15 protein-coding genes are annotated in these 19,565 nt (G+C 60.5%); 10 read left to right on the forward strand and 5 right to left on the reverse strand.

From position 1 onward, the window contains the following. Positions 1 to 22: 22 nt before the first annotated feature. From CAF65_RS17630 to CAF65_RS17665, 8 genes are all read left to right on the forward strand, one after another. Positions 23 to 916 carry a hypothetical protein gene (locus CAF65_RS17630; RefSeq protein WP_085717426.1) on the forward strand — a complete coding sequence of 298 codons (894 nt, stop codon included), beginning with the start codon at positions 23 to 25 and terminating at the stop codon, positions 914 to 916. Positions 917 to 935: 19 nt separating this feature from the next. Further along, entirely contained in the window at positions 936 to 1,382 is a 447-nt protein-coding gene (rplI, locus tag CAF65_RS17635; protein WP_007973276.1) for a 50S ribosomal protein L9, read from the forward strand. 123 nt (positions 1,383 to 1,505) lie between these two features. Continuing rightward, entirely contained in the window at positions 1,506 to 2,903 is a 1,398-nt protein-coding gene (dnaB, locus tag CAF65_RS17640; RefSeq protein ID WP_007921486.1) for a replicative DNA helicase, read from the forward strand. Positions 2,904 to 3,050: 147 nt separating this feature from the next. After that, positions 3,051 to 5,354 carry a YgiQ family radical SAM protein gene (locus CAF65_RS17645; protein ID WP_085717427.1) on the forward strand — a complete coding sequence of 768 codons (2,304 nt, stop codon included), beginning with the start codon at positions 3,051 to 3,053 and terminating at the stop codon, positions 5,352 to 5,354. A 312-nt stretch (positions 5,355 to 5,666) separates the two neighbouring features. Beyond that, positions 5,667 to 8,942 (forward strand): DUF2126 domain-containing protein, encoded by a 3,276-nt coding sequence (locus tag CAF65_RS17650; RefSeq protein WP_085717428.1) that lies wholly within the window; start codon positions 5,667 to 5,669, stop codon positions 8,940 to 8,942. An 88-nt stretch (positions 8,943 to 9,030) separates the two neighbouring features. After that, entirely contained in the window at positions 9,031 to 11,517 is a 2,487-nt protein-coding gene (locus CAF65_RS17655; protein WP_085717429.1) for a circularly permuted type 2 ATP-grasp protein, read from the forward strand. Beyond that, entirely contained in the window at positions 11,517 to 12,407 is an 891-nt protein-coding gene (locus CAF65_RS17660) for a transglutaminase family protein (protein WP_085717430.1), read from the forward strand. Before CAF65_RS17655 ends, CAF65_RS17660 begins: the two co-directional genes overlap by 1 nt. Positions 12,408 to 12,463: 56 nt before the next feature. Then, positions 12,464 to 12,841 (forward strand): NUDIX domain-containing protein, encoded by a 378-nt coding sequence (locus CAF65_RS17665; protein ID WP_085717431.1) that lies wholly within the window; start codon positions 12,464 to 12,466, stop codon positions 12,839 to 12,841. Positions 12,842 to 12,911: 70 nt separating this feature from the next. Here CAF65_RS17665 and CAF65_RS17670 read toward each other — a convergent pair whose 3' ends face one another. Then, complete coding sequence (locus CAF65_RS17670; protein ID WP_085717432.1) at positions 12,912 to 13,103, reverse strand: hypothetical protein; 192 nt, start codon at positions 13,101 to 13,103, stop codon at positions 12,912 to 12,914. Positions 13,104 to 13,171: 68 nt separating this feature from the next. Continuing rightward, positions 13,172 to 13,759 (reverse strand): TIGR00730 family Rossman fold protein, encoded by a 588-nt coding sequence (locus tag CAF65_RS17675; RefSeq protein WP_085717433.1) that lies wholly within the window; start codon positions 13,757 to 13,759, stop codon positions 13,172 to 13,174. A 358-nt stretch (positions 13,760 to 14,117) separates the two neighbouring features. On the opposite strand from CAF65_RS17675, the gene azu reads away from it, so the two are divergent. After that, positions 14,118 to 14,564: an azurin gene (gene azu, locus CAF65_RS17680; RefSeq protein ID WP_085717434.1), complete on the forward strand. Its 447-nt coding sequence runs from the start codon at positions 14,118 to 14,120 to the stop codon at positions 14,562 to 14,564. 199 nt (positions 14,565 to 14,763) lie between these two features. Here azu and nadE read toward each other — a convergent pair whose 3' ends face one another. The 3 genes from nadE to CAF65_RS17695 form a co-directional block, all read right to left on the reverse strand. Beyond that, on the reverse strand, positions 14,764 to 15,591 hold the full coding sequence (gene nadE, locus CAF65_RS17685; protein ID WP_007991175.1) for an ammonia-dependent NAD(+) synthetase: 828 nt from the start codon (positions 15,589 to 15,591) through the stop codon (positions 14,764 to 14,766). Positions 15,592 to 15,595: 4 nt separating this feature from the next. Continuing rightward, positions 15,596 to 16,822: a nicotinate phosphoribosyltransferase gene (gene pncB / locus CAF65_RS17690; RefSeq protein ID WP_085717435.1), complete on the reverse strand. Its 1,227-nt coding sequence runs from the start codon at positions 16,820 to 16,822 to the stop codon at positions 15,596 to 15,598. A gap of 115 nt (positions 16,823 to 16,937) precedes the next feature. Continuing rightward, positions 16,938 to 17,849, reverse strand: a complete 912-nt coding sequence (locus tag CAF65_RS17695) for a LysR family transcriptional regulator (protein ID WP_085717436.1) — start codon at positions 17,847 to 17,849, stop codon at positions 16,938 to 16,940. 174 nt (positions 17,850 to 18,023) lie between these two features. Here CAF65_RS17695 and CAF65_RS17700 point away from each other — a divergent pair, with 174 nt between their 5' ends. Further along, a complete protein-coding gene (locus CAF65_RS17700; protein WP_085717437.1) occupies positions 18,024 to 19,514 on the forward strand; it encodes an aldehyde dehydrogenase family protein in 1,491 nt (496 codons plus the stop codon). The last annotated feature ends 51 nt before the right edge of the window (positions 19,515 to 19,565 follow it).

Genomic DNA, 19,565 nt, shown 5'->3' on the forward strand with positions numbered 1-19,565 from the left:
CTCGTAGCAAAGGATTGAATGCATGCGGGCCATAGCTGAGTTCATCATGCGCGGCCGTATGCAGGCCACTCTCGTAGTGGCTGGATGCGCGGCGATGCCGTTGTTGTATTGGTTGGGTGCTGCCGCCGGATGCCTTGTGCTCCTGCGGCGCGGATTGAGGGACGCCCTGGGCGTTCTTGCTCCGGGACTGCTGCCGGCATTGGCCTGGTGGCTGTACTCCGACGACCCACGGGCACTTCTGGTGCTGCTGGGGTCTGCGAGCCTTGCGTTGGTTTTGCGCGCAAGCGAGTCCTGGAACCGCGTGCTGCTGGTCAGCATAGCGATGGGAGTGGTGTTTTCAGTGGTGTTGGGGACAGCTTTTGCTCCCCAGATCGAGATGCTGGCGCAGGCTTTGATCAAAGTCATGCCGTCGCTGCTCGGTGACGTCTACCAGAAGATGTCGGTAGACGAACAAGCGCGTTTCGCGTCCCTGATTGCACCGGTCCTGACCGGCCTGATTGCGGCGTTGTTGCAAATCGTCAGCTTGCTGAGCCTGCTTGTCGGGCGCTACTGGCAGGCGTTGTTGTACAACCCGGGCGGTTTTGGTCGCGAGTTTCGCGCCATCCGCTTCCCGCTGTTGCCGGCGATGTTGCTGCTGGCGTGCATGCTTCTGGGGCCGAACATCGGTCCGCAGATGGCCATGTTGACGCCATTGTGCAGCGTACCGCTGGTGTTCGCCGGGCTGGCCCTGATTCACGGGCTGGTGGCGCAGAAGCGACTGGCCAGGTTCTGGCTGGTGGGGTTGTACGTCACGCTGTTGCTGTTCATGCAGCTGATCTATCCGTTGCTGGTGGTCCTGGCCATCGTCGACAGCCTGATTGATTTTCGCGGTCGTTCGGCACCGAAAGATGCCGATAACGCGAACGGTGAAGGTTAAAAGTTAAGAGGATTTTCACATGCAACTGATCCTTCTGGAAAAAGTCACCAACCTGGGCAACCTGGGTGACAAAGTGAACGTTAAGGCTGGTTACGGTCGTAACTACCTGCTGCCTTACGGCAAAGCTACCGCTGCGACCCCAGCCAACCTGGCTGCGTTCGAAGAGCGTCGTGCCGAGCTGGAAAAAGCTGCAGCAGATCGCAAAGCATCGGCTGAAAGCCGCGCTGCCCAACTGGCCGAGCTGGAAGTGACCATCACTGCCACCGCTGGCGACGAAGGCAAGCTGTTCGGTTCGATCGGTACTCACGACATCGCTGACGCACTGACCGCCTCCGGCGTTGAAGTGCAGAAGAGCGAAGTTCGTCTGCCGAACGGCACCATCCGCAACGTAGGCGAATTCGACGTAGCCGTGCACCTGCACGCCGAAGTTGAAGCCACCGTACGCGTTGTCGTGGTAGCAGCTTAAGCAGCACTTGTCGGCTGGCACCCTTGGGTGCTTGCCGGTAACATCGGGCACGATCCTGTTTACAGGTCGTGCCCTTTGTCTTTCTGAACCCCCTGCTTTTCATTACCCAAAACACAAGTGGCCATGAACGATATCTCCGCTCCCGAGCAATACGATCTGCAAACCGCCGCCCTGAAGGTGCCGCCGCACTCCATCGAGGCCGAACAGGCTGTGCTCGGTGGTCTGATGCTGGACAACAACGCCTGGGAACGCGTGCTCGATCAAGTCTCCGACGGCGATTTCTATCGACATGACCACCGCCTGATCTTCCGTGCGATTGCCAAGCTGGCCGATCAGAACATGCCGATCGACGTCGTGACCCTGTCCGAACAACTGGACAAGGAAGGTCAGACTTCGCAAGTCGGCGGCCTCGGTTACCTCGGTGAGCTGGCGAAAAACACGCCGTCCGTCGCCAACATCAAGGCTTATGCGCAGATCGTCCGCCAGCGTGCGACTTTGCGCCAGTTGATCGGCATCAGCACCGAAATCGCCGACAGCGCCTTCAACCCCGAAGGCCGCACGGCTGAAGAAATCCTCGATGAAGCTGAACGGCAGATCTTCCAGATCGCCGAGGCCCGGCCAAAAACCGGCGGCCCGGTGGGTGTGAACGAACTGCTGACCAAGGCCATCGACCGCATCGACACCCTGTTCAACACCGATAACGCGATCACCGGCCTGTCTACCGGCTATACCGACCTCGACGAGAAGACCAGCGGCCTGCAACCGGCCGACCTGATCATTGTTGCCGGCCGTCCGTCCATGGGTAAGACCACCTTTGCGATGAACCTGGTGGAAAACGCCGTGCTGCGCAGCGATAAGGCCGTTCTGGTTTACTCGCTGGAAATGCCAGGTGAATCGCTGATCATGCGTATGTTGTCGTCCCTCGGCCGCATCGATCAGACCAAGGTTCGTTCCGGTCAGCTGGAAGACGACGATTGGCCGCGCCTGACCTCGGCCGTCAACCTGCTCAACGACCGCAAGTTGTTCATCGACGATACCGCCGGCATCAGCCCTTCGGAGATGCGCGCCCGGACCCGCCGCCTGGTGCGTGAACATGGCGATATTGCCCTGATCATGATCGACTACCTGCAGCTGATGCAGATTCCGGGCTCCAGCGGTGACAACCGGACCAACGAGATTTCCGAGATCTCCCGGTCCCTGAAAGCCCTGGCCAAGGAATTCAACTGTCCGGTGGTGGCGCTCTCGCAGCTCAACCGTTCCCTGGAGCAGCGGCCGAACAAGCGCCCGGTGAACTCCGACTTGCGGGAATCCGGAGCGATCGAGCAGGACGCCGACGTGATCATGTTCGTTTATCGCGACGAGGTGTATCACCCGGAAACCGAGCACAAGGGCATTGCCGAGATCATCATCGGCAAGCAGCGGAACGGCCCGATCGGCTTTATCCGGCTGGCCTTCATCGGTAAATACACCCGATTCGAGAATCTGGCGCCGGGCAGCTACAACTTCGATGATGACGAATAAGATATTTGTCATCTGAGCTGGTCACTTCGCGAGCTTGCCCGCGATAGGGGCACCGCCGATTTCCGACCATGGTCGTCGGAATTGGTCAAAATTTGTGCTATATTCCGCGCCCGCGAAATTCAATGAAAGCCAACACCGGTTATCGACATGCAAGCAGCCAAGCCGTTATTTGACTATCCCAAGTACTGGGCCGAATGTTTCGGGCCAGCGCCGTTCCTGCCCATGAGCAGGGAGGAGATGGATCAGCTCGGCTGGGATTCCTGCGACATCATCATCGTCACCGGTGATGCCTACGTCGACCATCCGTCGTTCGGCATGGCGATCATCGGCCGGCTGCTGGAGTCCCAGGGCTTCCGCGTCGGGATCATTGCCCAGCCGAACTGGCAGTCCAAAGACGACTTCATGAAGCTCGGCGAGCCGAACCTGTTCTTCGGTGTCGCGGCCGGCAACATGGACTCGATGATCAACCGCTACACCGCCGACAAGAAAATCCGTTCCGACGATGCCTACACGCCGGGCGGCCTGGCCGGCAAGCGTCCGGACCGCGCCAGCCTGGTTTATAGTCAGCGCTGCAAGGAAGCCTACAAGCACGTGCCGATCGTGCTTGGCGGTATCGAAGCGTCCCTGCGCCGTATCGCGCATTACGATTACTGGCAGGACCGTGTGCGCAACTCGATCCTGATCGACGCCAGCGCCGACATCCTGCTGTACGGCAACGCCGAGCGGGCCATCGTCGAGGTGGCCCAGCGCCTGTCCTACGGTCACAAGATCGAAGACATCACCGACGTGCGCGGTACTGCGTTCATCCGTCGTGACACGCCGCAAGGCTGGTACGAAGTCGACTCCACGCGTATCGACCGTCCGGGCAAGATCGACAAGATCATCAACCCGTACGTCAACACCCAAGACACCGCCGCCTGCGCCATCGAGCAGGAGAAAGGCCCGGTCGAAGATCCGCAGGAAGCCAAGGTCGTGCAGATCCTGGCCAGCCCGAAAATGACCCGCGACAAGACTGTGATCCGTCTGCCGTCGGTGGAAAAGGTCCGTAACGACGCAGTGCTCTACGCCCATGCCAACCGCGTGCTGCACCTGGAAACCAACCCGGGCAATGCCCGCGCTTTGGTCCAGAAGCACGGCGAAGTGGACGTCTGGTTCAACCCGCCACCGATTCCGATGACCACCGAAGAAATGGACTACGTGTTCGGCATGCCTTATCAGCGCATTCCGCATCCGGCGTACGGCAAGGAAAAGATCCCGGCCTACGAAATGATCCGTTTCTCGGTGAACATCATGCGTGGCTGCTTTGGCGGCTGCACCTTCTGCTCGATCACCGAGCACGAAGGCCGGATCATCCAGAACCGTTCCCACGAGTCGATCATTCGCGAAATCGAAGAAATTCGTGACAAGGTCCCGGGTTTTACCGGAGTGATCTCCGATCTCGGCGGCCCGACCGCGAACATGTACCGCATTGCCTGCAAGAGCCCGGAAATCGAATCCGCGTGCCGCAAGCCATCGTGCGTGTTCCCTGGCATCTGCCCGAACCTGAACACCGACCACTCGGCGCTGATCCAGCTGTACCGCAGTGCCCGTGAATTGCCGGGTGTGAAGAAGATCCTGATCGCTTCCGGCCTGCGCTATGACCTGGCGGTCGAGTCGCCGGAGTACGTCAAGGAACTGGTGACCCACCACGTCGGTGGCTACCTGAAGATCGCCCCGGAACACACCGAGGAAGGTCCGCTCAACCAGATGATGAAACCGGGCATCGGCAGCTATGACAAGTTCAAGCGCATGTTCGAGAAGTATTCGAAGGAAGCCGGGAAAGAGCAGTACCTGATTCCGTACTTCATCGCCGCCCACCCGGGCACCACCGACGAAGACATGATGAACCTGGCCCTGTGGCTCAAGGGCAACGGTTTCCGTGCCGACCAGGTGCAGGCGTTCTACCCGTCGCCGATGGCCACCGCCACTGCTATGTACCACTCGGGCAAGAACCCGCTGCGCAAGGTCACCTACAAGAGTGACGCGGTGACCATCGTCAAGAGCGAAGAGCAGCGTCGTCTGCACAAGGCGTTCTTGCGTTATCACGACCCGAAAGGCTGGCCGATGCTGCGTGAGGCACTGACCCGCATGGGCCGCGCCGACCTGATCGGGCCGGGCAAGAACCAGCTGATTCCTTTGCACCAGCCGTCGACCGACAGCTACCAGAGCGCCCGCCGCAAGAATTCGACGCCGGCCGGCAGCCATAAAGTGGCCAAGGAAAAGACCACCAAGATCCTCACCCAGCACACAGGCCTGCCACCGCGCGCCAGTGATGGCGGCAACCCGTGGGACAAGCGTGAACAGGCCAAGGCTGCGGCGTTTGCCCGCAACCAGCAGGCGGCCAAGGAGCGCAAGGAAGCGGCCAAGGGCAAGGGGCCGAAGCCGGCTCGCAAGCCGGTCGTGCCGCGCTAAGCCGCGCTTGAGCTGAACAAAACGCCAACCTTCGGGTTGGCGTTTTGCGTTTCTGGAAGAGTTAAAACTGTATCAAAGCCTGATAGTGAGTTGTGGCAACTGGCCTCTTCGCGAGCAGGCCGGTTCGGTCACCAGAAACTTCCCTGGTTGATCTCGCCGCCACAAATACGTGCAGCTCCCACAAACCAAACTCTCCCATCGCCCGATTTTGGTGCTGTACTGCCTCAGGCAACCGCAGAAAGCGCCAGCGTTGCTGGATGGCATAAGTCTTGCGCGCTTTCCAGAACGCTCAAGGCTCGCAGGAGGCACGCCGTGTCGATTCATGTCGCATTGCACCATGTCACGCATTACCGCTATGACCGCGCTGTCGAGCTCGGCCCGCAGATTGTTCGCCTGCGGCCCGCCGCTCACAGCCGCACGCGGATTCTGTCCTATGCGCTGAAAGTCTCGCCCGAGCAGCACTTCATCAACTGGCAGCAGGACCCTCAAGGCAATTACCTGGCGCGGCTGGTGTTCCCGGAGAAGACTGAAGAGCTGCGGATCGAAGTCGACCTGCTGGCGGAGATGGCGATATTCAATCCGTTCGATTTCTTCCTTGAGCCCTATGCGGAAAAAATCCCCTTTACCTATGCCGCTGACGAGCGCAAGGAACTGGCGCCGTACCTGGAAACCTTACCCCTGACGCCGAAGCTCAAGGCCTATCTGGACGGCATCGACCGCACGCCGTTGCCCTCCGTGGATTTTCTCGTCGCGCTCAACCAGCGCCTGAGCGAAGACATCGACTACCTGATTCGCATGGAGCCCGGCGTACAAACACCTGAACATACCCTCGAACAGGCCTCCGGTTCGTGCCGCGATTCTGCCTGGTTGTTGGTGCAACTGCTGCGCAACCTCGGATTGGCGGCGCGTTTCGTGTCGGGCTACCTGATCCAGCTGACCGCCGACGTCAAAAGTCTCGACGGGCCGTCCGGCACCGAAGTGGATTTCACTGACCTGCACGCCTGGTGCGAGGTGTACTTGCCCGGTGCCGGCTGGATCGGCCTGGATGCGACCTCCGGGCTGTTTGCCGGTGAAGGACATGTACCGTTGGCCTGTAGTCCCGATCCGTCCTCTGCGGCGCCGATCAGTGGCCTGGTGGAACCGTGCGAGTGCGAATTCAGCCATGAAATGTCCGTGGAACGGGTTTGGGAAGCACCACGGGTCACCAAGCCCTACACAGACGACCAGTGGCTGGCGATTCAAGCCCTGGGCCGACAGATCGATGCCGATTTGCTGGAAGGCGATGTGCGCCTGACCATGGGCGGCGAGCCGACCTTTGTGTCCATTGATGACCCGGACGGCGCCGAGTGGAACACCGCGGCACTGGGGCCGGATAAACGGCGGCTGTCCGCCGAACTGTTCCAGCGCCTGCGTAAACACTACGCGCCCAAGGGGCTGGTGCATTTCGGGCAGGGCAAGTGGTACCCCGGCGAGCAATTGCCGCGTTGGTCGCTCAATTGCCATTGGCGCCGTGACGGCGTGCCGATTTGGCACAACAGCGCGCTGATCGCCGATGAGCAGGAAGACTACGGTGCCGATGGCGCACTGGCCGGGCGTTTTCTGGCCAGCGTGGCCGAGCGCTTGAGCATTCCGACACGTTTTGTGTTTCCAGCCTACGAAGACAATTTTTATTACCTCTGGCGCGAAGGGATGTTGCCGCAAAACGTCAGCGCCGAAGATTCGCGCCTGGAAGAGCCTTTGGAACGTGCGCGTCTGCGCAAGGTTTTCAGTCAGGGCCTGGACAAGGTCGTCGGCCAGGTCCTTCCGCTGGCGCGCACCGCCAAGGGCGATCAGTGGCAGAGCGGCCGCTGGTATCTGCGCGACGAGCACTGCCGATTGGTGCCGGGGGACTCGCCGCTGGGTTATCGCTTACCGCTGGGTTCGCAGCCTTGGGTGAAAGCGGCGGAATATCCGTTCATTCATCCGCAAGACCCGAATCAGGATTTCCCGCCGTTGCCCGACACCGCGCAACTGCAAAGCCAGGGTGAGACTGCCGAGGTGCAGGAGCGCGTACCGAAGATCGACGAATCCGCCGACTGGCTGACCCGCACCGCCTTCTGCGCCGAGGCGCGGGAAGGCCGTTTGTACTTGTTCATGCCACCGCTGGAGCGGGTCGAGGATTACCTCGAACTGGTCGCTGCCATCGAAGCCACCGCTGAAGAGCTGATGTGCCCGGTATTGCTGGAGGGCTATGAGCCGCCGAGCGATCCACGCCTGAGCAACTTCCGTATCACGCCGGATCCGGGGGTGATCGAGGTCAACGTGCAGCCCTCCGCAACCTGGGATGAATTGGTCGAACGCACCGAATTCCTCTACGAAGAAGCGCGCCAGACCCGGCTGACCACCGAGAAATTCATGATCGACGGCCGACACACCGGTACGGGTGGCGGTAACCATTTCGTGCTCGGTGGCGCGACCCCGGGGGACTCACCGTTTCTGCGCCGCCCGGATCTGCTGCGCAGCCTGATCAGCTACTGGCACAACCATCCCTCGCTGTCCTACCTGTTTTCCGGATTGTTCATCGGCCCGACGTCCCAAGCGCCTCGTGTCGACGAAGCACGCAACGATGCCTTGTACGAACTGGAAATTGCCTTCGCGCAAATGCCTGGGGCGGGCGAGGAGTGCCCACCATGGCTAGTGGATCGACTGCTGCGCAACCTGCTGATCGATGTGACCGGCAACACCCACCGCGCCGAGTTCTGCATCGACAAGCTCTATTCGCCGGACGGTGCCAGCGGACGCCTCGGGTTGCTGGAGCTGCGTGCGTTCGAGATGCCGCCCCATGCCCGCATGAGTCTGGCGCAACAATTGTTGCTGCGGGCGTTGGTGGCGCGGTTCTGGCGCGAGCCCTATGCACCGCAGAAACTGGCGCGCTGGGGTACGGATCTGCACGATCGCTTCCTGTTGCCGCACTTTATCGAGCAAGACTTCGCCGATGTCATCGTTGACCTCAACGCCGCCGGTTATCCGGTGCGGGCCGAATGGTTCGCCGCACATCTGGAGTTCCGCTTTCCCAAGGTTGGTGATTACGTCGTCAGTGGTATTGCGCTGGAACTGCGCCAGGCGCTCGAGCCTTGGCACGTACTGGGCGAAGAGGGCGTCATGGGCGGTACGGTGCGTTACGTGGATTCGTCGCTGGAGCGCTTGCAGGTCAAGCTCAGCGGCTTGCCGCCCCAGCGTTATCTGCTGACCTGCAATGGCATCCCGGTGCCATTGCACCCCACGGGGCGGGTCGGCGAGTTCGTGGCCGGCGTGCGCTTTCGGGCCTGGCAACCGGCCAACTGCCTGCAACCGACCATCCCGGTCCATGCGCCACTGGTATTTGACCTGCTCGATACCTGGATGCAGCGTTCGCTGGGCGGCTGCCAGTACCACGTCGCTCATCCGGGCGGGCGCAATTACGACAGCTTGCCAGTCAATGCCAATGAGGCCGAGAGCCGGCGCATGGCGCGTTTCTTCCGCATCGGACACACGCCAGGGACGCTTCCTGTACCCAACATGGACATTAACGACGAGCTGCCGATGACGCTCGATTTGCGACGTTTCTGAATCGTGCGCGACGCTCGGATTTTTCGTATATCCGGGCGTCACGAGCCTGCGTTAGTCTGACCGTTCACTGCTGTCTGCCGAGCTTTCCATGCCTGACCTGCTAGACCGCTACCCGCTGACGGCGGGCACCTTTCATGAACTGCTCGACGACAGTGGCGCCGTGCGCCCGCACTGGCGCCGGTTGTTCGAGCAGCTGCAACGCAGCACACCGGCGCAATTGGTGCAGCGTCAGGCCCTGCTGACCCGGCAGATTCAGGAAAACGGCGTGACCTATAACGTTTATGCCGATCCCAAGGGCGCTGACCGGCCATGGGAGCTGGACCTGCTGCCGCATATCATTGCCGCCGATGAGTGGGAGCGCCTGGCGGCCGGCATCGCGCAACGGGCCAGGTTGCTCAACGCTGTGCTGGCTGACCTGTACGGCTCGCAGCGTCTGATTGCCGAGGGGTTGCTGCCGGCAGAGCTGGTGTTCGGTCACAATAATTTCCTTTGGCCTTGTCAGGGCATCAGCCCGCCTGACGGAGCCTTTCTGCATCTGTATGCCGTGGATCTGGCGCGCACGCCCGATGGCCGCTGGTGGGTCACGGCGGATCGTACCCAGGCGCCTTCGGGTGCCGGGTATGCACTGGAAAACCGCACGATTGTGTCCAGGGCCTTTCCCGAGTTGTACCGCGATTTGAAAGTGCAGCACCTGGCCGGGTTCTTCCGCACCCTGCAGGAAACGTTGGCTCGTCAGGCCCCGAGTGACGGGGATGCGCCGTTGGTCGTGCTGCTGACGCCGGGGCGTTTCAACGAAAGCTATTTTGAACATCTGTACCTCGCGCGTCAGCTTGGCTACCCACTGGTGGAGGGCGGCGACCTGACGGTGCGCGACGCCACGGTCTACCTGAAGACCCTCAGTGGCCTGCGTCGGGTCCACGCGATCATGCGCCGGCTCGACGATGATTTCTGCGACCCGCTGGAGCTGCGTACCGACTCGGCCCTTGGTGTGCCGGGGCTGCTTGAGGCTGTGCGGCAGGGGCGGGTGCTGGTGACCAACGCTCTGGGCAGCGGAGTGCTGGAGTCGCCAGGTTTGTTGGGTTTCCTGCCGAAGATCAATCAATTGCTGTTCGGCGAAGAGCTGATTCTGCCGTCCATCGCCACCTGGTGGTGCGGCGAGGCGCCGGTATTGGCCCAGGCCCTGGAAAAGCTGCCGGAGCTGCTGATCAAACCGGCGTTTCCGTCCCAGAGCTTTGCACCGGTATTTGGCCGTGACTTGAGTGAAAAACAGCGCCAGGAGCTCGCCGAGCGCATGCAGGCACGGCCATACGCTTATGTGGCGCAAGAACTTGCGCAATTGTCCCAGGCGCCGATCTGGCAAGCCGAAGACGGTCAGTTGCAACCCCGTGCCATCGGCATGCGCGTGTATGCGGTCGCCAGCCGCGAGGGATATCGAGTGCTGCCCGGTGGCTTGACCCGGGTCGCCGCCGAAGCCGATGCAGAAGTGGTGTCGATGCAGCGCGGCGGCGCCAGCAAGGACACTTGGGTGCTGGGCGATCGTGCGCCCAGCGGCGAACAATGGAAGGCCCAACGCAACATCGGTGTGCATGACCTGGTGCGACGCGATCCGTACCTGCCGTCGCGGGTGGTGGAAAACCTGTTCTGGTTTGGTCGTTACTGCGAACGTTGCGACGACAGTGCCCGTTTGCTGCGCATCATGCTGGCGCGCTATGTCGATGGCGACGACCCGCAAGCCCTGCAGGCGGCGGTGGATCTGGGCGAGCGGCTGATGCTGTTGCCCGATGAGGGCGAGTTGCCGGAACGCCTGTTGGCGGCGCTACTCGGCGATGACTGGCCGTTCAGCCTGCGTTCCAACCTGCAACGCTTGCAGTGGGCGGCTTCGCAGGTGCGCGGCAAGCTCTCGCGGGAAAACTGGCAGGCGTTGGTGGAATTGCAGCGTGAAGCCATGGAGCTGGAAACCGAAGAGCCGGATTTCGGCGAGTTGCTGGATTTCCTCAACCGTCTGGTGATGTCCCTGGCGGCGCTGTCCGGCTTTGCCCTGGACGACATGACCCGGGACGAAGGCTGGCGTTTCCTGATGATTGGCCGGCGGATCGAGCGACTGCAATTTCTCAGCGGCAGCCTGGCGGCGTTCCTGCGGGGCGCCGGGGCTTTCGATCAGGCCGGGCTTGAATGGTTGCTGGAACTGGGCAACAGCAGTATCACCTACCGCTCGCGTTATCTGGCGGTGGCGCAATTGATCCCGGTGCTCGACCTCCTGCTGCTGGACGAGCAGAACCCCCACGCGGTGCTGTTCCAGTTGAAACTGGTGACCCGCACCCTCAAGCACCTGAACGATGATTTCGGTGCTCCGCGAGAAGCCGGGTTGCCACAATTGGTGGAGAGGCTGGTGCGGTTCGACCTCGGTTGCCTGGAAAACCCGTTGTTCGGTGAAGCCAGCGTACGTGCTGCGCTCGCAGGGTTGGCCGATCTGCTGCAATCCATCGCGGACGCCAGTGGACAAGTGTCCGATCGCCTGGCGTTGCGCCATTTTGCCCATGTCGATGATGTCAGCCAGCGCACGGTGTCCGTCTGATGAGCGCCCATTACCAGATTTTTCACGACACCCACTATCATTATGACAGTCCGGTCTCCCTGGCCCAGCAACTGGCGCATCTGTGGCCTCGTGCTTGCGCGTGGCAGCGTTGTACCGAGCAGCGGTTGCAAATCAGTCCTGACCCGACGTCGCGCCGGGATGAACTGGATGTATTCGGCAATCCGCTCACGCGGCTGTCGTTCGAGCGTCCCCACGATGAGTTGTTGGTCAACGCCAGCCTGACGGTCGAGGTGCTGCCTCGGCCAGCCCTGGATTTCAATCGTTCGCCAGCCTGGGAAGACACCCGCAACGCGCTGACCTACAGCAGTCAGCCACTTTCAGCTCAGACGCTGGATGCCTGTCGTTATCGGTTTCAATCGCCCTACGTGCATTTAAAGCGCAACTTCGTGGAGTTTTCAGAAAGCTGCTTTCCAGCGGGCCGACCACTGCTGCTGGGTGTGCAAGCATTGATGGAAAAAATCTTCAATGAATTCACCTTCGACGCCGAAGCCACCCAAGTGGCAACGCCGCTGGTGGAAGTGCTGGAGCGACGGCGCGGGGTGTGCCAGGACTTCGCTCACCTGATGCTCGCCTGCGTGCGCTCCCGTGGGCTGGCGGCGCGCTATATCAGCGGCTATCTTTTGACCCAGCCACCACCGGGGCAACCTCGATTGATCGGCGCCGATGCGTCCCATGCCTGGGTGTCGGTGTTCTGCCCTGTGTTGGGATGGGTCGATTTCGATCCGACCAACAACGTGCAACCGGCACTGGAGCACATCACCCTGGCCTGGGGCCGGGATTTTTCCGATGTCTCACCGCTGCGCGGGGTGATTCTGGGCGGTGGCAACCATGATCCGGAGGTCCGTGTCACCGTGATGCCGCTGGATTAATCGAAATCCCTCTATGGAGCGGGATTGGTTGGCGTCAGCGAAAAGGAGGAAGCCTGATGTACCCGATTTCAATCAAAGGCGTACTGCAATCTCCCGACGGCCTGATCGTGCTGATGCTCAACGAGCGAGACGAATGGGAGTTACCCGGCGGCCGAATCGAGCTGGGCGAAACGGCACCGGACTGTCTGGCACGGGAAATTGCTGAGGAGTTGGATGTTGGCGTGATGGTAGGAGAGCCGCTGGATTCTTACTTGTTCGAGGTAATCCCCGGTAAACACGTGTTCATCTCGACTTACCGCTGCCAGTTGCTGGGCGCGTTTGTGCCAAAGATCAGTCATGAACACAAGGAGATAGGGTTGTTTGATCCGGCGCGGTTACCAGTCAATTTGCCCAAAGGTTATCGCGATTCGATTAACAAGGCGTTGGGCCTGTGAGGGTCAGCAAGGTGCTGCTGACCCTGGACACAGAACCGGTGGGCCGATCAGTCATCCGACCCTGAGGGTCTCAGGCGTCGGGCACCTGGTCTTTCGGTGCATCAACATCACTTTGTGCCGCCACTTCACCTTCTGCATCCGGGTTCAGTGCCGCTGCATCTTCTTCAGCCATCGCTTTCTTGCGCTGCAGCTTTTCCTCTTTCTTCTGCTCCTTGGCCAAGTCTCTCTGACGTTTGGCGAAGGAATAATTAGGTTTGGCCATGGGCGATCCTCTGGGGTCGAAGGTGAGGTTGAGCGGCGCATATTCTGCCCTGTATCGGTGCCGAGCCGTTAGCTGGGTTTTTGCTCGGCCCATTTTGGCGCTATGGACGGCAGCCATGCATCCAGGGCATCGAGCAGGGTTTGCGGCGATTCGCTCACTTGCAGCATGTCACGGTGCTGCCCGCGAACGAAGCCTTCGCCGACGATGTGATCGAGAAAAGACGTCAATTTGCTGTAGAAACCGTTCACTTCCAGCAAACCCAGCGGTTTGCCGTGGTAGCCGAGCTGGCCCCAGGTCCAGACTTCGAACAGTTCTTCGAGGGTGCCAAGGCCACCGGGCAGCGCGATAAAGGCATCGCTGAGCTCGGCCATCCGGGCCTTGCGCGCGTGCATGCCATCGACGACCTCCAGGCGAGTCAGGCCGCTGTGGCCGATTTCCTTGTCCTTGAGGCTTTGCGGGATGATGCCGATCACTTCACCGCCGGCCGCCAGGGCCGCATCGGCGACAATACCCATCAGGCCCACGGCGCCACCGCCGTACACCAGGGTCAGCTTGCGTTCGGCCAAAGCCCGGCCAAGGGCCACGGCTGCTTCGCGGTAAGCCGGGTTGGTGCCGGTGCTGGCACCACAAAAAACACAAACGGATGTTAAAGACATGCCTTGCTCCTCGGTCGATCAGGGCCACAGAGTAAAGGCAGGCGCACGGCACTCCAAGGGCTAGACTTCGTGTTTCGGCGTTTCGTACGTACCGCTGGCGCCGCACGCGTAGGCGGCGAGTAAACTGCACAGCAGGCTGTTGATGGACATGATCAGTGCTCCGGCTTTTTTGGGGGAAAGAGAAGGGGACGGCCTGATGATAGGGCCGGACCAGACGCTTGGCCGGTAGATTGTTTGCATCGTGCCTATAGCCTGAAAGTTGTATACAATTTTTGATTCAAGTCATATGAACTTGCGAAGTTTTCAGGCAGTCTTCTGTCCATTCGCATTTCTGCTAACCCTGCCTTGGAGATTCACCATGTTTGCCAAACTTGTTGCGGTATCCCTGCTGACACTGGCCAGCAGCCAATTGATGGCTGCAGAGTGCAAAGTCACCATCGACTCCACCGACCAGATGTCTTTCGACACGAAGGCCATTGAAATCGACAAGAGCTGCAAGACGTTTACCGTGGAACTCAAGCACTCCGGCAACCTGCCGAAAAACGTCATGGGCCATAACTGGGTGCTGAGCAAAGAAGCCGACATGCAGCCGATCGCCACCGACGGCCTGAGCGCCGGCATCGACAAGAACTACCTGAAGGAAGGCGACGCCCGCGTGATCGCCCACACCAAGATCATTGGCGCCAATGAAACCGATTCGGTGACCTTCGACGTGTCGAAGCTCGACGCCGCTGAAAAATACGGTTTCTTCTGCTCGTTCCCGGGCCACATCTCGATGATGAAAGGTACCGTGACCCTGAAGTAATCAGGCACACCGCGTCACCGTTCTTCGCGAGCAGGCTCGCTCCCACAAGGTTCTATGTCGGACACAAATCTTGTGAACACCTGAAACCCTTTGGGAGCGAGCCTGCTCGCGAAGGGGGCATCAGCATTGATAGAGCTGTTGGCCAAAGAAAAGCCCGCTGAGAATCACTCCTCAGCGGGCTTTTTCATTCAATCACCAATCAAGGCGCAAACGGCATCACACGCTTGTGATGGGTCTTGTTGTAGGTGTCGCAAATGATCTTGAACGCTTCCTCGCGCACCGGGTTGCCGTGCAGGAACGCATCGATCTCGGCATAGGTCACGCCGTGGGAGGCTTCGTCCGGTTTGCCGGGCGACAGGTCTTCAAGGTCGGCGGTCGGGACTTTCTCCACCAGCGACTCCGGCGCACCGAAGCTGCGGGCGATGGCGCGGACCTGGTTTTTCACCAGGCCACTCAGTGGCGCCAGGTCGCAGGCGCCGTCACCGAATTTGGTGAAGAACCCCATTACCGCTTCCGCCGCGTGATCGGTGCCGATCACCAGGCCATGGGTCGCGCCGGCGATGGTGTACTGGGCGACCATGCGCATGCGTGCCTTGGTGTTGCCGAGCACGAAATCCACCGACACCGCATGTTTGCCTTCAAAGGCCGCCACTTCATTGGCCAGGGATTTGACCGCCGGACCGATGTTCACGGTGTGGCGCTCGTCCGGCTTGATGAAATCCACTGAAGCCTGGGCGTCGTGCTCATCGAACTGGGTTTCGTAGGGCAGGCGCACGGCGATGAATTTGTAGGCGGCATCACCGCTGCGCTGGCGCAGCTCACGGACGGCACGTTGGGCCAGCAGACCAGCGGTCAGGGAGTCGACACCGCCACTGATGCCCAATACCAGGGTCTTGAGCCCGGAGTTGACCAGGCAGTCCTGAATGAAGGTCACCCGCCGGGCGACTTCGGCCTCGAGGGCGGCCTCGTCGGCGAATGGCGGCTGGACCTTGAGCTGTTCAGCAATCTCACGCTGTACGGCTTGCATGAATTCACTCCTTGCTTGATGTACTTGAAAGGGCGGCAGGTACTTGGAAAACGTGTCGCAAGTAAGCGACGAAGTTCGGGTCTTTGCAGTGCGTCTTGCCAGGCTCGTCGGAGACCTTCGCCACCGGCTGGTCGTTGCAGGCGGTCATTTTAAGCACGATGCTCATCGGTTCGACACCCGGAATATCACAGGTCAGGTTGGTGCCGATGCCGAAGCTGACATTGATCCGACCGCGCAGCGCCCGGAATATCTCCAGGGCCTTGGGCAGGGTCAGGCTGTCGGAAAAGGTCAGTGTCTTGCTCATCGGGTCGATGCCGAGCTTGTGATAGTGGGCAATGGCTTTTTCCGCCCAGACCACCGGATCGCCCGAGTCGTGGCGCAATCCATCGAAAAGCTTGGCGAAAAACAGATCGAAATCGCCGAGGAAGGCATCCATGGTGATGCAATCGGTCAGGGCGATCCCCAACAGGCCACGGTATTCCCGAACCCAGCAATCAAGTGCGGCGATCTGGCTGTCAATCAGCCGTGGGCCGAGTTGCTGGTGCGCCATGATCCATTCGTGGGCCATGGTGCCCAGCGGTTTCATGTCCAGTTCCCGGGACAGATGCACATTGCTGGTGCCGACGAAGCGTCCGGGAAAATCGTGCTTGAGCACATTCACTACTTCTTCCTGCACGCGATACGAGAAACGACGGCGCGTGCCGAAATCGGCCACCTGCAATTCAGACAATTCATCACTGCTGGCGTTGGCGCTCAGCCAGTCGAACTTGCGGTAGAGCTGCTCGCGGGCCTGCTCCAGCACGACTTCGCGGTAGCGATAGCGGTTGCGCACCTCGCTGACCAGCGCCAGTAGCGGCACTTCGAACAGGATCACATGCAGCCAGGGGCCCCGCAGGCGGATAAACAGCTGACCGTTTTCGATACCGGTGTGGATGTAGCGCAGGTTGAAGCGGAACAACCCGAGAAAACGCAGGAAATCCGGCTTCAGGAAGCTGATGCGCTCCAGAAAGCTCAATTGATCGGCGCTCAGGCTCAGTTCGGCCAGGCGCTCGATCTGGAAACGGATTTCCGCCAGGTAGGGGCGCAAGTCCTCGCTGTTACGGCAACGAAACTCCCATTCGACTTCGACGTTCGGGTAGTTGTGCAGCACCGCCTGCATCATCGTCAGTTTGTAGAAGTCGGTGTCGAGCAGGTTCTGCACGATGCGATCGGCAAACACACTCTCGCTCATAACGGGAATCTCCAGCGTTGCAGCGGTATTGATCAATGGCGCTAGTGGCGCATATCAATGACAAGGATTGCCAGCAGTTTTTTGGATAGTCGCAGATCCTTGTGGGGGGGCAACTCTAAATATGTGGAGCCTCCGGGCTGTCTATCTGCTCCAGCATCCACTTCACGAAGTCTCGCACCTTGGGGACCTCCGCCGAGTGCTCCGGGTACGCCAGGTAATAGGCATCACTGCTGGGCATTGCATGCTGCCAGGGAATGACCAGCTTGCCGTCGGCCAGTTCCTCCTCCACCAGAAACCGTGGCAGTAGCGCCACGCCGCAGCCAACCTGGGCGGCGCGGATGCACATATAGAAGGTTTCGAAACGCGGGCCGTGGTAGCTGTGCTCGGTGTGGTAACCCTGGTGGTCGAACCAGTCATGCCAGGCCTGGGGGCGGGAAGCGTTTTGCAGCAGGACCAGGTCGGTCAGTTGCGTCGGGTCGGTAAATGGCGTGTCCGGCAGGCTGCCGGGGGCACATACAGGAACAAGCTCTTCGCCGAACAGCTTCAGGCATTCGGTACCGGGCCGCGAGCCTTGGCCGAAGTAGAACGCCAGGTCGCTGCGGCCTTGCAGCAGATCGTCGGCTTCCTGCTCGCTGCACAGATCCAGGTGGATCGACGGGTGCCGCAGGCGCCAGCCTTTCAGGCGCGGCACCAGCCAGCGCGCGCCGAAGGTGGGGGGCGTCGAAACCCGCAGGACTTCTGTTTCACCACCGTAGGAACGCAGGTAATGGGTCGACATCTCGACCTGGGTGAGGATTTTGCGCACCTCAACCAGGTACAGATCGCCGGCCGGCGTCATCTGCAGGCGGCGGCGCACCCGGCGAAACAACAGGTGTTGCAACAACTCTTCGAGTTGCGCGACCTGTTTGCTCACGGCGCTTTGGGTCAGGTTCAATTCTTCGGCGGCCCGGGTGAAGCTCAAGTGCCGGGTGACGGCTTCGAAGCACTGCAACGCAGCGATCGATGGCAAGTAGCGTTTATTCAGCATGGGCGGTCCTTGGTTCTTGTTTCTTATTGCCAGCAATGCACAGCATGAATAAACGGAATGATATCTCTCTTAAAGGTCGTTTGTTGAGTCACCTCCGGGCAGCTAAAACTACGTGCCTGATCAGTCGTGATTTTCCGACTGCACGTGTTCTGTCTTTTGCTTGAGGAGTGACCCATGGTTGCCGCATTGCTTGATCGTCTTGGTGTGAACCCGGCCCTGTACCAGAACGGCAAAGTGCCGGTGCATTCGCCCATCGACGGCAGTCGCATCGCCTCCGTGAACTGGGAAGGTGCCGCTGAAGTCGAGCAACACATCAGTCGCGCAGATCATGCGTTCGAACTGTGGCGCAAAGTCCCGGCACCGCGCCGTGGCGAACTGGTGCGCCAATTTGGCGAAGTGTTGCGCGAATACAAGGCCGACCTCGGCGAGCTGGTCTCCTGGGAGGCCGGCAAGATCACTCAGGAAGGCCTGGGTGAAGTTCAGGAAATGATCGACATCTGCGACTTCGCCGTCGGCCTGTCCCGTCAACTGTACGGTTTGACCATCGCCTCCGAGCGTCCTGGCCACCACATGCGCGAAACCTGGCATCCATTGGGCGTCGTCGGGGTGATCAGCGCCTTCAACTTCCCGGTCGCGGTCTGGGCCTGGAACACCACGCTGGCGCTGGTGTGTGGCAACCCTGTGGTGTGGAAACCATCGGAAAAGACTCCGCTCACCGCATTGGCCTGTCAGGCACTGTTCGACCGTGTTCTGAAAAACTTCAGTGATGCACCTGCGCACCTGTGCCAGGTGGTCATCGGTGGCCGCGACGCCGGTGAAGCGCTGGTGGATGACCCGCGTGTGGCCCTGATCAGTGCCACCGGCAGCACTCGCATGGGCCGCGAAGTGGCACCGAAAGTGGCCGCTCGCTTTGCCCGCAGCATTCTCGAATTGGGCGGTAACAACGCGATGATCCTCGGCCCGAGCGCCGACCTGGACATGGCCGTTCGCGCGATCCTGTTCAGCGCCGTCGGCACCGCCGGTCAGCGCTGCACCACCCTGCGTCGCCTGATTGCGCATGAATCGGTGAAAGAAGAAATCGTCACCCGCCTGAAAGCCGCGTACTCGAAAGTACGTATCGGTCATCCGCTGGAAGGCAATCTGGTCGGCCCGCTGATCGACAAGCAAAGCTTCGACAACATGCAGGATGCGCTGGAGCAGGCCTTGAGCGAAGGCGGCCGGGTGTTTGGCGGTGAGCGCCAACTGCAAGACCAATTCCCGAATGCCTACTACGTGTCGCCGGCCATCGTCGAAATGCCGGAGCAGAGCGACGTGGTCTGCCACGAAACCTTCGCCCCGATCCTCTACGTGGTCGGTTACAGCGATTTCCAGGAAGCCCTGCGCCTGAACAACGCCGTTCCACAAGGCCTGTCCTCGTGCATCTTCACCACTGATGTGCGTGAAGCCGAGCAGTTCATGTCGGCCGTCGGCAGCGACTGCGGCATCGCCAACGTCAATATCGGCCCGAGCGGCGCGGAAATCGGCGGCGCATTCGGCGGCGAGAAAGAAACCGGCGGTGGTCGTGAGTCCGGCTCCGATGCATGGCGCGGCTACATGCGCCGCCAGACCAACACCGTGAACTATTCGCTGGAGTTGCCGTTGGCGCAGGGGATTACGTTCGATTAAGGAACAGGGTCGAAGTGATATCCCTGTGGGAGCGAGCCTGCTCGCGAAGGC

The organism is Pseudomonas sp. B28(2017), from assembly GCF_002113025.1.
GTDB lineage: Bacteria > Pseudomonadota > Gammaproteobacteria > Pseudomonadales > Pseudomonadaceae > Aquipseudomonas.

Excerpts from the sequence above, each read along its gene's own strand:
- CAF65_RS17630 (WP_085717426.1), top strand. The coding sequence starts at position 23 with ATGCGGGCCATAGCTGAGTTCATCATGCGCGGCCGTATGCAGGCCACT.
- rplI (WP_007973276.1), top strand. The coding sequence starts at position 936 with ATGCAACTGATCCTTCTGGAAAAAGTCACCAACCTGGGCAACCTGGGT.
- dnaB (WP_007921486.1), top strand. The coding sequence starts at position 1,506 with ATGAACGATATCTCCGCTCCCGAGCAATACGATCTGCAAACCGCCGCC.
- CAF65_RS17645 (WP_085717427.1), top strand. The coding sequence starts at position 3,051 with ATGCAAGCAGCCAAGCCGTTATTTGACTATCCCAAGTACTGGGCCGAA.
- CAF65_RS17655 (WP_085717429.1), top strand. The coding sequence starts at position 9,031 with ATGCCTGACCTGCTAGACCGCTACCCGCTGACGGCGGGCACCTTTCAT.
- CAF65_RS17660 (WP_085717430.1), top strand. The coding sequence starts at position 11,517 with ATGAGCGCCCATTACCAGATTTTTCACGACACCCACTATCATTATGAC.
- CAF65_RS17665 (WP_085717431.1), top strand. The coding sequence starts at position 12,464 with ATGTACCCGATTTCAATCAAAGGCGTACTGCAATCTCCCGACGGCCTG.
- CAF65_RS17670 (WP_085717432.1), bottom strand. The coding sequence starts at position 13,103 with ATGGCCAAACCTAATTATTCCTTCGCCAAACGTCAGAGAGACTTGGCC.
- CAF65_RS17675 (WP_085717433.1), bottom strand. The coding sequence starts at position 13,759 with ATGTCTTTAACATCCGTTTGTGTTTTTTGTGGTGCCAGCACCGGCACC.
- azu (WP_085717434.1), top strand. The coding sequence starts at position 14,118 with ATGTTTGCCAAACTTGTTGCGGTATCCCTGCTGACACTGGCCAGCAGC.
- nadE (WP_007991175.1), bottom strand. The coding sequence starts at position 15,591 with ATGCAAGCCGTACAGCGTGAGATTGCTGAACAGCTCAAGGTCCAGCCG.
- pncB (WP_085717435.1), bottom strand. The coding sequence starts at position 16,822 with ATGAGCGAGAGTGTGTTTGCCGATCGCATCGTGCAGAACCTGCTCGAC.
- CAF65_RS17695 (WP_085717436.1), bottom strand. The coding sequence starts at position 17,849 with ATGCTGAATAAACGCTACTTGCCATCGATCGCTGCGTTGCAGTGCTTC.
- CAF65_RS17700 (WP_085717437.1), top strand. The coding sequence starts at position 18,024 with ATGGTTGCCGCATTGCTTGATCGTCTTGGTGTGAACCCGGCCCTGTAC.